Annotated in this window: 11 protein-coding genes and 1 tRNA gene; 4 read left to right on the top strand and 8 right to left on the bottom strand. The window is 65.7% G+C overall.

What is annotated here, in order from left to right:
• Positions 1-63 precede the first annotated feature (63 nt).
• The gene (locus tag ABIA35_RS25425) at positions 64-1059 is read left to right on the top strand and encodes a helix-turn-helix domain-containing protein (protein WP_370359548.1); all 996 of its coding nucleotides are present in this window, start codon (positions 64-66) and stop codon (positions 1057-1059) included.
• Positions 1060-1083: 24 nt separating this feature from the next.
• On the opposite strand, the gene ABIA35_RS25420 is transcribed toward ABIA35_RS25425, so the two are convergent.
• The 3 genes from ABIA35_RS25420 to ABIA35_RS25410 all read right to left on the bottom strand — a co-directional run bounded on the left by ABIA35_RS25420 (position 1084) and on the right by ABIA35_RS25410 (position 4169).
• Positions 1084-1449, bottom strand: coding sequence for a GNAT family N-acetyltransferase (locus ABIA35_RS25420; protein ID WP_370343453.1), 366 nt, complete (start codon positions 1447-1449; stop codon positions 1084-1086).
• A gap of 46 nt (positions 1450-1495) precedes the next feature.
• A complete protein-coding gene (locus ABIA35_RS25415) occupies positions 1496-2491 on the bottom strand; it encodes a pirin family protein (RefSeq protein WP_370359547.1) in 996 nt (331 codons plus the stop codon).
• A gap of 97 nt (positions 2492-2588) precedes the next feature.
• Positions 2589-4169 carry an MFS transporter gene (locus ABIA35_RS25410; protein ID WP_370359546.1) on the bottom strand — a complete coding sequence of 527 codons (1581 nt, stop codon included), beginning with the start codon at positions 4167-4169 and terminating at the stop codon, positions 2589-2591.
• A 298-nt stretch (positions 4170-4467) separates the two neighbouring features.
• Here ABIA35_RS25410 and ABIA35_RS25405 point away from each other — a divergent pair, with 298 nt between their 5' ends.
• Positions 4468-4959 carry a MaoC family dehydratase gene (locus ABIA35_RS25405; RefSeq protein ID WP_370359545.1) on the top strand — a complete coding sequence of 164 codons (492 nt, stop codon included), beginning with the start codon at positions 4468-4470 and terminating at the stop codon, positions 4957-4959.
• A 240-nt stretch (positions 4960-5199) separates the two neighbouring features.
• Here the strand turns inward: ABIA35_RS25405 and ABIA35_RS25400 are convergent.
• From ABIA35_RS25400 to ABIA35_RS25390, 3 genes are all read right to left on the bottom strand, one after another.
• A tRNA-Pro gene (locus ABIA35_RS25400) sits at positions 5200-5289 on the bottom strand.
• An 87-nt stretch (positions 5290-5376) separates the two neighbouring features.
• Positions 5377-6387, bottom strand: coding sequence for a DUF3710 domain-containing protein (locus ABIA35_RS25395; RefSeq protein ID WP_370343447.1), 1011 nt, complete (start codon positions 6385-6387; stop codon positions 5377-5379).
• Positions 6384-7607 (bottom strand): putative T7SS-secreted protein, encoded by a 1224-nt coding sequence (locus ABIA35_RS25390; RefSeq protein WP_370359544.1) that lies wholly within the window; start codon positions 7605-7607, stop codon positions 6384-6386. The genes ABIA35_RS25395 and ABIA35_RS25390 overlap by 4 nt, the downstream gene beginning before the upstream one ends.
• A 188-nt stretch (positions 7608-7795) precedes the next feature.
• On the opposite strand from ABIA35_RS25390, the gene ABIA35_RS25385 reads away from it, so the two are divergent.
• Positions 7796-8407: a hypothetical protein gene (locus ABIA35_RS25385; RefSeq protein ID WP_370359543.1), complete on the top strand. Its 612-nt coding sequence runs from the start codon at positions 7796-7798 to the stop codon at positions 8405-8407.
• A gap of 94 nt (positions 8408-8501) precedes the next feature.
• On the opposite strand, the gene ABIA35_RS25380 is transcribed toward ABIA35_RS25385, so the two are convergent.
• Positions 8502-11123 (bottom strand): ISAs1 family transposase, encoded by a 2622-nt coding sequence (locus tag ABIA35_RS25380; RefSeq protein WP_370359542.1) that lies wholly within the window; start codon positions 11121-11123, stop codon positions 8502-8504.
• 272 nt (positions 11124-11395) lie between these two features.
• Between ABIA35_RS25380 and ABIA35_RS25375 the strand changes: the two genes are divergently transcribed.
• A complete protein-coding gene (locus ABIA35_RS25375; RefSeq protein ID WP_370343440.1) occupies positions 11396-12247 on the top strand; it encodes a tyrosine-type recombinase/integrase in 852 nt (283 codons plus the stop codon).
• 86 nt (positions 12248-12333) lie between these two features.
• Here ABIA35_RS25375 and ABIA35_RS25370 read toward each other — a convergent pair whose 3' ends face one another.
• Entirely contained in the window at positions 12334-12798 is a 465-nt protein-coding gene (locus ABIA35_RS25370; RefSeq protein ID WP_370343439.1) for a hypothetical protein, read from the bottom strand.
• Positions 12799-13078: the final 280 nt, after the last annotated feature.

Genomic DNA, 13078 nt, shown 5'->3' with positions numbered 1-13078 from the left:
GATGTGTGAACCCGGGCCCGCTGGCACGGTGATCAGGAAACGTACGACCGAAGGGCGGAGACCATGTCGCCGGAAGATCGGGAACCGGGCCCAGAGCAGCACTCGGGCAGTCTCTACACCACGGATTCGCTGCCCGCCCACCGCAGACGGGGGTACTGGCGCGAAGCGCTGTCCCGAACGTTCGGTGCCGTGCACATGACCGTTCCCAACGAGGTCTATTCCGGCAGAATCCAGACTCTGCCGCTTGGTCGGCTTCAAGCCGTCACGGTGGACGGCGACTGCCTGTCCGCCCTGAGAACTCGTCGGCTCGTCGCGCAAGGCAACGAAGACGACTACGTGGTCGTGAAACTCCTGGACCGAGGCGTCGCCCGGCTGGAGCAGGACGGCCGTGAAGCAGACCTGGGGCCGGGAGACATCTTCATCTACGACATGGCACGCCCCGTCCGGCTGACCCTTCCCCAGTCTTTCCGAACGAAGTCGCTGGTCCTGCCAAGAAGCGTTCTGGGCCTGAGCGAGTCCGAGATGGCGCACGTCACGGCCTCGCCAGTCAGCCATGACACGCCGCTCGGCGGTCTACTGTCACCCTTCCTGGCCGGGCTGGTGGACGGGGCGGGTACCTACCCGCCACGCACCAGTGAACTGATGGCCCGCAATTTCGTGGAACTGCTCGGCGTGCTGGCCGACGAGAAGCTCGGCCGGCCGAGCGCGGACACCCCCGGCGGGAACCGGGCGATGCTGTTGCGGATCCAGGGGTACATCGACCGGCACCTCGCCAACCCAGACCTGACCCCGCAGGCCATCGCTCAGGCACACCACATATCGCTGCGCTACTTACACAAGCTGTTCGAAGGGGAAGACGCCACGGTCGGACGGTGGATCCAGCGTCGTCGCCTGGAGAAGTGCCGACGCGATCTGGCACGTCGCGCGAACATCTCCACGATCTCCGCGGTCGCCCACCAATGGGGGTTTACGAGCGCCGCGCATTTCAGCAGAGTGTTCCGCGCCACTTACGGGATGACGCCCCGTGAATGGCGCGAGACGCAGTTCATTGATCGGTGATATCCGGACCTCACAGCACACGCCTCACACGGCGCCGGAACCCGAGCCGTCGCCCAGGACATGGTCGCCGGCGATCCATCGTTCGGCATCCTCCCAGCTGACCCGTCCTTCGAACTCAGGATGCCTACGCAGCCACGAGGCGATGAACGGGCACACCGGGACGATGGTCGCCCCGGTGGCGGCCACCGCGCCAAGCGCCCGGGCGGCCAGTTCGCCGGCCAGCCCCTGGCCGGCGAAGGCATCGCCGATTTCGGTGTGGATGAACACGACCCGGTTCCCGCGCACGCGGTACTCCGTGAACCCCGCGAGTACCCCGTCACGGAAGATCTCGTAGCGGTGCTCGTTATCGTTGCTCACGACCTCGATGGCGGGGGCGGCATCCGTGCTCATGGTCCTGCCTTCCTTTGAGATGTGTCTGGCTGGTCCGTCGATGTGGTCACTGCGCAGCCGGAGGTGTTTCGCCGGGCTGGATGTGCGGGATCGCCTCGGTCGGCTCGACGCCCATCTTGCCGGCGCGGAAGTCGGCAAGGGCTTGCCGAATCTCGTCTTCGGTGTTCATCACGAACGGGCCGTAGTGCACGACCGGCTCGCGGATCGGCTCACCGCCGAGAACGATCACGTCCATCGTCGGGTGCCGCGACTCTTGCTGCTGGTCGGCGGCGATGACGATGGTGTCGCCGGCGCCCAGGACCGCGGCCTGCGCGGACTTGATCGGACGCTCGCCGGCACCGACGGTGCCGCGGCCGTTGAGCACGTACACCAGCGCGTTGAAGTCTTTGCGCCACGGCAGCTCCACGCGCGCGCCCGGCGTGATCGACAGGTGCGCCAGCGTGATCGGGGTGTGCGTCACGCCGGGGCCCTCGACACCGTCGATGCCGCCGGCGATGACCCGCACCAGCGCGCCGCCGTCTTGTGTGGAGGCCAGGCCCACCTGGCCGGAGCGGATGTCCTGGTAGCGCGGCGGGGACCACTTCTTGGCCTTGGGCAGGTTCACCCACAGCTGGATGCCGTGGAACCAGCCGCCGGTCTGCACCAGCTTCTCCGGCGGCGTCTCGATGTGCAGCAGCCCGGAGCCGGCGGTCATCCACTGGGTGTCGCCGTCGGTGATGACACCGCCGCCACCGTGGGAGTCCTGGTGTATGAACGTGCCGTCGATGATGTAGGTGACGGTCTCAAAACCGCGGTGCGGATGCCAGGGGGTGCCCTTCGGCTCGCCTGCCGCGTACTCCACCTCGCCCATCTGATCCATCATGATGAACGGGTCCAGGTACTCGCTGCGGATCCCGGCGAACGCCCGGTGCACCGGGAAACCCTCACCCTCGAAACCACTCGGCGCGGTCTTCACCGCCAGCACCGGCCGCGGCACCGCGTCGGGGGCGGGAGCGGCGATACGGGGCAGCGCCAACGGGTTCTCTACGGTCACAGCAGGCACGACGTCCTCCTCGGTCAACTCACGGTCGCCGTCACCAACGGTAGTTGAAAGTTCAATATTCCACTGCCGACGCCGCGGGCCAGGGCGGTCCCGGTGGCTACGAACGCTGCATGAACGCGTGCGTCGCAACCGGCTCCCGCTCGGTCAAGGCCTTCGCCTCGGCCAGGAGCTCACGGTCGATCCCGGTGTAGCGCTCGTGATGCTGGGCAAGGTGCTCCGCCCAGGATCTGACGGTGAAGGTCTCCAGGAAGCGGTCGCTTCTGGCGGCGTCCCGATAGAGGCCCCAGGATGTGGCCCCTGTGCGGCGCCGCGAGGACTCCACCCTCGCCATGGCCTTCACGAACGCCTCGACGTTCGGTTCGAGAACCAGGTATTCGACAACCACCATCACCGGGCCGTCCTGAGGAGCCGGCTCCATGACCAGTCGCGGTTCCGGCCAGGTGTCGCTAAGCGTGGGGTCGACCTGGCGGTCTCGAAGCGGCAGCCATCTCGATACCGCCACCCCCACGACGAGCAAGGCAGCCGCTGCCGCCAGCGCCGTGGACAGCCCCGCCCACTGGGCGATCACACCCCACACGAACGCACCCACCGCCATGCCGCCTTGGAACACGAGCAGGTAGAAGGCCACAGCCCGGGCCCGGACCCAGGCCGGCAGCCCGAGTTGGAGCGCGGCGTTGAGCGTCGACAGCGCCCAGATCCACGCGATGCCCGCTACCAGCAACGCGGCGAAAGCAACCGCCGCCACCGCCACGTAGTCCACAGCGAGCAGCGCTGCCGCGAACATCGCTCCCGCAAGCGCGAGTGTCCGATCGTTGCCGATCAGCGCAGCGGTCTTGGGAAGAACCCAGGCGCCCGCGATCGCGCCGATCCCGACCGCACCCAGCAGCACTCCGTATCCGGCGGACCCCATGCCCAGCGTCTGGTGCGCGGTCAACGGGATCAGCGCCCACAGGGCTGCGGCGCCGGGAACGAATAGGGCGCTGCGGAGCAGGATCCTGCGAACTCTCGGGCTATGGCGCACATAGCGGGTCCCGGCCCGAAGCGCCGCCAACGCCTGCTCCCGCTCCTGCTCGGAACGCGGTGCGGTCTCGGCTGGTCGCCAGCGGGCAAGCACCACCAGGATCCCCGCGAACGACACCGCGTTGAGCGCGAAGGTCCATCCCACCCCCGCCGCGGCGACCAGCAACCCGCCGAGCGCCGGACCGATCGCCCGTGCGACGTTCTGGTTCACCGCACCCAGCGCGGAGGCGGGCCTGAGCTGTTCGCGCGGCACCAGCGTCGGTTGCAGCGCCTGCCAAGCCGGGCCGTTCAACGCCGTGCCGCACCCCAGCAACAGCGTCAGGCCCAGCAGCGTCCAAGGCCCCAGCCCACCGGCGAACGCCATCACGGCCAGCACCACCGCGACCGCCGCCATCCCGCCTTGGACCGTCAACAACAGACGTCTGCGATCCACGAGGTCCGCCAGCACACCGGCCGGAAGGGCCAGCACCAGCACCGGCAAGCCCGCGGCGACCTGAACGAACGACAGCAGTGCCGCGCCGTGCGCGACGAGCAGCCACTGCGCCCCGACCGTCTGCATCCAACTGCCGATGTTCGAGGCGAACTGGGCCAGCCACAGCGCGCGAAACACCGGCTGCCGCAATGGGGACCAGGCGGAGTCGGCGTTCTTCGGTGCCATCGGTGCTTCTTTCCGTCAGGTTGGTCACCGCCACTGTCGACCCAGCCCGGGCCATCAAGTTGTCTTCCAGCGCACGGTTGCAAAGCACCCAGTGCACCGATACTGGCTGACGGAATCACCCACGAGGGAGCAGGATCTGCCTCACGACGTACGAGGCAAAGTCCAGAAGCACACAGCCCCGTGCCCGGCATCGGCATGTTCCTTCAACGCACAGACACCGTGCACTCCGCGGCACAAGCTATCGACGGCCGGCTTCTAGATTCGTGGCGAAGATCGGCCATAGAACAGGAGTCGCATTTTGACCAGCGATCAGCACACCGGCGAAGCACCGTTCGACCCGAATGCCTTCCTCCTCGTCCCGCCACGGACGTTCAACGACCTCAAGGTAGGCGAGGTGTTCCGGGCCCCGAGCCGCACCCTCACCGATGCCCACGCAGCCGCGTTCCAGACAGTGTCGGCGGACAACCACCCGATTCACTACGACACGGAGTGGGCGCGCACGCACGGCCACAGCGCACCGGTCGTCCACGGCCTGCAGGTGCTCGCCTTCACCGCCCCCGGAGCCACCCTCTTCCCACACGTCATCGGCGAAGTATTCATAAGCTTCCTCGAAGTGTCGTGCAGCTTCCTCGGCGAGGTCCACTCCGGCGACACCCTGTACCCCGCCCTGACCATCACCGCCCTTGAACCACAAGGCGAGATCGGCATCGTGGTCACCGCCGCCACAATCCACAACCAGCGCGGGGAACTCGTGCTCTCCGGCCAGCACAAGTACTCGCTGCATCGGTAGCCGGCCCCTGTGAGTCTCACCAGCTGAAATAGACCCGCCAAGGCTTCTGACCCGGCGCCACCGGGATGAGATGGGCTGTCGACCGACTGTCGTTCCCTGACACGACTAAGAACGGCACGAGCGCCTACGCCGCACGCCAGACGATGAAGCTGTGGCCTACGAGACGTAGAGGCGTGAACAGCGCCCGACGGTAAACCCCGCCGGGCGCCATCATTATTCAGATCTTCCGATCATCATATGTGCCCCCGGTAGGATTCGAACCTACGCACCCGCCTCCGGAGCGGGTATCTGTTCCCTGATAAATGCCAGTTTGGCCCCGCACGACACGGCTCCGCGCCCGGACTCGGGCACGATTCGGACACAGAGCGCCTCTGCGACGGTCCTTCCGGAAGCGTCTTGCGCGATTTCAGACTGCTCTTAACTGATGATGCGAACAGTTCCTTCAGTCTCCCGATGCACCAAGCGCAGATGCTCAGGATCTTGCGGCAGCCGCAATGCGTCGGCGGAGAGGTTAACGACTGTGCCGAAGTACAGCCGACGCAGCGCGTCGCTTCCTGTGGGCTCGCTTGCCGCCGGGCCCGTGACGATGCCGCGCAGGCACCATCCCGGCTCTTCATGACCGATGAACCGTAGCCGGTGGAACCCGCCCGCAACAGGGACGTACGACAGGAGCTGGACGCCGAAGATGCCAAGTCGCTCCCTGACTTCCCGGCCCGCTTCTTCGAACTCTTGCTTGTTGACTCGGCGGAATAGGTTCCAGTCCTCCCCATCCTCAAGCTCGAACAGTTCGAGGGTCAGCACGTCCTCGCCCACCACCACCTCGATCTGCTCCAACTCGGGCCCGGTCTGGTTTGAAGGATTGAGCGTCATGCCGGGTACCAAAGGAACAAGCAGCCGACCAAGGTCGACCCGACCGTTCCGGGCATCGGGTACAACGTCGATCGACCGTGGCGTGAGCAAACTGCGGCGTGCCGACGTACCCGGCGGCAATTCGGCAGGAAGCGTGGGGCGTACTTCGCTAAAGAACTCCTCAGCGCTGCGCTCTAGACGAGAACGGATCTCCGCGACCGACAGTCCCTCAGCGGCATGCGAGGCGTTGAGCATCGCCAGAGTCATGTCCAAGGTGAGGAGGTAATCGTTTTTCCTGCGATCGACCAGGATCTCAGCTAGGCGAAACGCTTCGCCCTCGATGAGAGGCGGGTGCGCCGGCGACCGGTGCTGCATCAACGCGTCCACTGCAGCGCGCAACTGCTCGCCAGGCAGCTCCCACCAGGCCTCGAAGACCGTTTCGGTAAGAAGCGCATTGCTCAACATCTCGGCATCGAGAAGTTGTTCATCGGAGAACGACCGCCTGACATCGGTTCGCAGCCAGCCATCCGTCCGGGCGGCATCGAGAAGTGCGTATGTGGTGTCAACGATCGTGGTCAATGGTCGAACCTTTCGCGTATTTTCTTCCTGATCCGATCGGCGACAGCACCTGTGACCATTGCTCCCGTCGCCAAGGGATCAGCGGCGGACGCATCGGGAAGATGTACGTCAGAGGCTACAGTGCTAATCGCCTCGGGTGTCCCTTCCCGAGTCTCGTTCTTCTCTTTGATTTCGTTGGCCAGTTCTTCATCCGACGCCGCAGTCTCGATGCCGCTTTCCGCGCCAACGGCCGGGGCCGGGAGGGCACCCGGATCGGGCAGCCCTTTGAAGGTGACATCCTTGTCGCCGATCCTGACCCGCTGGTTAACGGCCATGCTTCCTGGAGGCGGCGCACCCTCTTCGGCTGGCTCGCCCCCCTTGCCCCTCCCGCCCATACGTGACGCGCCCAGGTAAAACGCGTCGTGGGCAAGGTCATCCCAGTGTCCCTGGAGCCCGTCCCCAGTGGCTTTGATAGCGAGGCCGGCGGTGAGGACCTCGGGTGCAGTCGCAGCGATGAAGTCGTCGGCACCGGCGAGGCTGGCGGTAACGACGTCCAGCCCTGGGACCTCGACAGTGAGCAGGGCGATGCCATTGAGGACCGGGGCGAGGATGGCGGCTATTTGGCCGATCTCGCCGGACCATTGAGTGATCTTGCCGCCGATGTTGGACAGGGCCTCTCCGACGTGTTGCCACCAGTGCTTGTTATGGATGCCGTCGGATTGGGCGTGGTGCAGGGCCTTGGCGCATTCCTTGCCTGCGGCTTCAAGGTCGTCATGCGCTTGGCGCGCTTGGGCAGCGAGAGCACCCAACCGGCCTTTGGCGTCGGACAGAGCCTTCTGGGCGTTGTCGTGGGCAGTTTGGGCGTCGGCTGTTGCTTTCGGGTCGGTGCCCGATTGGGCGGTCTTCAGGTCCGCAGCGGCGTTGTTGGCGGTGCCGGTGGCGCGGGAGACATCGACTTCGGCGTCTTGGCCTTGGCGCAGTGCGGCGTCCGCCTTGTCCTGTGCGGCCTGCATCTTGGGCCAGTACGCGGAGAGGGCGTCGGAGGCCTCGCCATATGAGATGTACAGCTTCTGTAGACGGCCGGGTAGAGGGCCGAAGTTGGACTTGAAGGCGTCGGCGGTCTGTCCTACCCACGACAGCGCGGTCGCGTCGGCTCCAAAGGAGTTCAGCGAGGACCACGCGTGTTCCACGTCGTGAGAGAAGTCGCCGAACTCCTTCGCTAGAGCCTGGATGGATTCCACGACGCCGGGCGTCGGATCCCCATCTAGACCCAACACGTCCCACCCGCTCGGACGCACCACAGGTAGCCCCCTCCCCGTGTAGACGCCACCGACCAGGCACAGCACAGCACAGCGGCATGCGTAAACACGACACGTATATTCGAGTTCGTATTCGACGCGCCGCGGAGCCCGAGTGTACAAAGGCTTCCATGGACCCCGTAACCCCTGAGCGCGAACCGATTACCTACCGTCTCGCCCTGGGGGAGGATTGGTGTCGGATCCGCCTGAACGAGCACGCTGAGGCAGACGTCAAAGCCTTCCTGGATGTGATGTTCGACGCGATTCCGGCCGAGGCCGCCGAACAGACCAGAGCCGTGATCACGGCGCTGTTCGCGACACAGATCGCCGCCGCGCGCGCCAAGCGCGGGTTCGAACTGCTGGTACCAACGCCAAAGTCCGGCGGTGCGGCAACGCCGGGAGCGGCCGTCCTGGTGGCCGAGGTCGTGATCCCCGCACCAGCCGTGCCGGAACCGGCCGAGGTTGTGGCACGTGTAGCCCGGGATGCTTCTGGCGCCCGTACCGGCGTGATCGCGGGTTCTGCGGCGGTCCGTATTGATCACAGCGTCGCTGTTTCGGAGTCCGAAGCCGATGCTGAACCGGCTAACCGCAAGCGCATCGAATACGTGATCGCGGTACCGCACGACTCACGCTGGCTCTCCATCGATCTAAGCGTGCAGGCCGTCGATGGGTTCGATATGGAACAGACGATCACGAAGTTCGATCAGGCCGTGGCGTGCCTTACATGGCCTGAAACGGAATAGCTCCCACGCTTCGGACGCGTAGGCGATTTGGCCGGGTTTAGGCCCTATGCCCGAGCCGGGGCATGGCTCGGGCACAGAGCGGGTCTTCAGGCGATCACTCCTGGGGTGGTTCCTCCCCCGGCAGGGCGGTGTCGCCGTAGCTGATACCGCCTAGCATCTCGTCGATTTTCTTGTTGTTGATCTCGTCCATGCCGACAATGAACTTCGCATAGATCCGCAGTAGTACCTCGATGCTGTTGCCCGCTCGTCTGGCGACGTCCGCCGGGTCAACGCCGGCGCTCAGCTGAAGCGACAGGGCGGTGTGGCGGCCCGTGTAGGGCGTATCGGCCAGCGGCGAGTCCACCTGTTCGGGGGTGAGCGCGAACTTCCTCGCCTCCTGCCATGCCCTGGTCAGCGTGGAGGAGACTGGGACGCCTCCGCGCTCGTTGCGCACGATGCGACCGTCGGCTGCGAGGCCGAACTCCTCGATGTGGGCCAGGATGATGTCGACGAGGATTGGTGGAATCGGGACCGGCCGGACCTCTGTCTCACTACGCCCCTTCAGCCCGCGGTCGTCGTGGATGTTGCCGGTGTCGGTCCAGCGCTTGCCCGCGGTCGGCTTGGTGTGCCGGGCCTTGACCGTGCCCCACTGGCCGCGTGGCAGAGTGCAGTCCTGACGGACGAGGCCGAGGGCTTCCTCCGGGCGCAGTCCGCCGAAGATGACCAGCGCGAAGAAGACGACCAGCCGCCGGCCGCGGGCGCGCTTGAAGCTGCCGACGTACGTCAGAGCGACCAGGAGTTCGATGCCCTGGGCCGGGCTGAAGGCGACCTCCGGCTCGACCGGAAGGACGGCTTTCGGGATCTTCTTCTCGGTCTTCTTCAGCTTGTCAAGTGGGTTGGATTCCAAGACCTCGTTCTCAATGAGAAAGGACAGGTAGTTGCTCAGTACGCCGCGCCGCCGCCTGAAGGTCACGTCCGCGATAGGGCCTCCTTCCCGTGTGACCTTCAGTGCGTCCAGTGCTCGGCGGATGGTTTTGGCTCTGGCGAGTTCTTCGGCGGGGATGGAGGCCTTGCGCAGCCAGTCCAGCGCGATCTGCTGGTCGGAGGTGAGGTCCATGGAGCCGTTCGGAGCGATGACCCGCTTTGGCCGCTCGTCCTTCGGCCAAACGTTGGGTACGAAGGCGTAGCCGTAGAGCACCTTCCACAGGTCGTCCTCGTCCGGCTTGCGTGGCCGGGCGTCGGACAGCGCGATAGTGATGGCGGTCAGCACGCCGGCCGTTGTTTCACGGCTCTTGCCGGACAGGTCCGGCCATTTCATCCCCGCGTACTCCTTGGCGAGCTCGAAGTGCGTCTTGGCGGCCTGCCTTTTTTCGACCTCCTGCTCCCGGCGGAGAATTGACAGAGGCAGTCCTGTGTCGAGGTCGAATGGCTCGCCGGCATTGCGCGCAGTGACCAACTCGGATCGGAACGAGTCGGCTGCGTTCTCCGAAGGGAAGTTACGGGAGCAGGGCTGCTTGCGGTCCTTGAGCTTCCACCGCAAGCCATGGCCGAAGCGTTCACATGATGCGAGACCGGGCAGGCTGAGGGCGTCGCGGTGATGGGCGGCCATGTGCTGGTTGGCGGCGGGGATGTTGGTCCAGCCGACCAGGCGCAGCAAGCTGATGGCCAGACTGCGCAGGGTGGCCATGACGCGTGGGGCGGATCCGGTGCGGATGCGGGAGGCGTCTTCGGTGTAGGTGACGTCGCGGATCTGGTGGACGGCCTCGGTCTTCCACCGGCCGCGCATCAGTGCGGCGAGTTCGGCCGGGGTGGCGTGGTCGGGGGTGAGGCTGGTGAGGCCGAGCACGGCGACCAGGGACAGCCGTTGGCCTGCGGTGTCGGTGACCTCGCGTTCGATCAGGAACACCTGCCGGGCGTCGGGGAAGCGCAGCCCCTTCGGGGCCGGCAGGACGCGGATGGTGCGGGTCTCGATCCGGCCGCGGCCGAAGGTGATGTCTGTGTGGTCTGGATCGCGGTCCTCCCAGGGCAGTATGTCCAGGGCGTCGAAGAGCTTGGGCTGGTTGCCCATGGCGTAGAAGGCGTAGAACGCCTTGCGCTCGCGCAGGTAGAGGGCGTGTTTGCGTTGGGGGTGAAGCGCATCGGCGGTGATGGTCATACCGGTGATGTCGATGGTGTCCAGCAGCGGAGCGAACGCGGTGATCTCGTTGGTCTTCTTCGGCACCTGCCGCTGGCCGGCGACCGTGCCGGTGTCGTGCCGGACGGCGGCGACCAGGTGTGGGGCCTTGCCGTCGGCGTCCTTGGCGCCGCGTACCGCCTTGCCGTCGACGCCCAGTCCGGCCGGCACGGCGCCGCCGACATCGCCGAGGGCCACGATGGTGTTGACCCAGCCGAACACGGCGTCATCCAGCGTGTCGGCGCAGATCCGATGCAGCACCCGGCCGATGGTCGAGGCCGCCGGCCGTATCGGGTCGCCGCCGAGCGCGGCCACCACGGCTGCGTCCGCGGTGGCATGCCAGCGTGCGATCGCCGCGATCGATCTGGCCCCGGCCAGCACCGCCAGTACCGCGGTGGCCAACAGGAACGGCAGCGCGAAACGCCGCCCGCGCACCGCGCGCGGATCTGGGACGTCGGCCAGGGCCTGCAGAAGCGTCGGCAGACCGGGCAGCTCAGCGACCCCGCAGGGCAGCACCACGTCCTCAAGCTGGCGCGACAGGTCCTCGATCAGGGAAGATGACACGGAAAGCACGGCTCCTGTGATGGTGCTGATTCGACACCACACGATCATCAGGACCCGTGCTTTCCTGTCAAACCCCTACCATCGGCGGCCTCGTCCGTGCTCGTGCCGCAGCTCACGCGAAGCGCCGTCTCAGATCACGAGAACGCTCCGGCCATGCTGACGCCGCGGAGCCTCCGCCGGTCAACTGGAAGGCGCTTCACTGGCTCAAGCGCGCCTCGTTGCCCGTCACTTCAATCGAAGACGCGGCTACCGCTCGCGCGGTCCTGGACACGATGCTGCTGACGATGGACGGCCAGCAGGGCAAGGCGAACACCGTGCTACGTCGTCGGCGAGTCGTCGGAAACATCGTTAAGTACGCGATCGAGGTCGGGCACCTCGACGAAGACCCGTTCAAGCGGATCACATGGACACCACCGAAGGCATCGAAGCGCCTCGACCGGCGCCGCGTTCCGAATCCTGCCCAGGTCGCCGAGTTGCTGGCGGCAGTCTCCTACGTCGGGTCGTGGGACCGCGGGCGGGGCCGGCGCCTGGTCGCCTTCTTCGCGTGCATGTACTACGCGATGATGCGGCCCGAGGAGGTCATAGCGCTCCGCGTTTCTGACTGTCACCTGCCTGACAAGGGATGGGGTCTGCTGACGCTGGAAAAGGCCACTCCGACCGCCGGGAAGGCATGGACGGACTCCGGGACGCTGCACGACGACAAGGGACTCAAGCAGCGCGCTGAAGACGAGATCCGGCCAGTCCCGATCCCGCCGCTTCTGGTCGCCATGCTGAAGGAACACATCCATGAATTTTCCGGAAAGAACAGCGGTGGACGCGTCTTCGGCAACGAACGCGGCGGCCGAATTGTGGCGTCCACCTATTCGCGCGTCTGGCGGGAGGCTCGGCCGTTCGCGATGACGCCCGACCGCGTTGGCTCACTCATGGCGGCGGTCCCTTACGACCTCCGGCATGCCGGCGTGTCGCTCGGTTTGCGAAGCACCCGCGATCCCGCGCTCATCGCGGAACGTGCGGGGCACAGCGTCGAGATCATGATGTCCACATACTCATGGGTCCTGGACGATCAGGACAGGGCCGCGAACAAGGCGATCGAAGACGCCCTCGGCGACAGTTCTGAAGGCTGAGAAGGGCACGGACTCACGCAAGCCGGCCACCCCTCAGCTCGGCCTCAAGGGGTGGCCGGCTCATAGGGACGTTCAAAAACCTCAGCTCAGACATCCTCCAGCCGAGCAATGATCATCGTTGGCAGTACCCCATCGCCAACAAAGATGCCGGTCTGCATTAGGAAGGAACCAATCCGGAAGTAGCGGACGTCGATCTCCTCCGTCATCCGACATGGATCATCCTTTACTTCAGCTACTTCGAACGTCTTGCCCAAACCCTCGACAAGCTGCCGCGTTACGTCTGCCAGAACGTGGTTCAGCTCGGCAAGTTGCTCGTCGGTGGGGCCCCAATCGGAGTGCGACTCATGAAGTATGAAGGCAATCGAGTCACGAGTTTCCCCACGTTCGTAAACCGCGTCGACGCCATGAAGCCGCCACTGACGAGGATACGGATAGTTGCTAACCAACAACCAGCCTCGATCGTCAAAGAAGCGCGCCACGGCCTCGCCGTCGAACCCTCGTCCATTGCAGATGAGGGCCGACACAGCCGCAAGGATCTCGCCGTTGACCATCGCAGTCCTTCCTTCCCCATACGCCGTGCCGGTCTCCGGCGTGGCTCACACCAGACTCGTGGTGTGACGGTCGCGAGGGCGCCGACATGCGGAAACGGTCCGATTTCCAGGCCACGGATAAGCCACGAACACCGACACAGGGCGGCTCACAGCGACACACGCTCGCACACGCACTCGATAGCGGAATCGGGTAGGCGGGTCGGTCACCCGACCCGCCTCCCACACCACCGGACATGCGGGCCACGCATCCGGCGGTTCGTCAGGCTGATCTCAACTTCTG

Source organism: Catenulispora sp. MAP12-49 (assembly GCF_041262705.1).
Taxonomy (GTDB): domain Bacteria; phylum Actinomycetota; class Actinomycetes; order Streptomycetales; family Catenulisporaceae; genus Catenulispora.
Note: the sequence above shows the minus strand (reverse complement) of the source record. Positions and strands in the feature narration are given on the sequence as shown.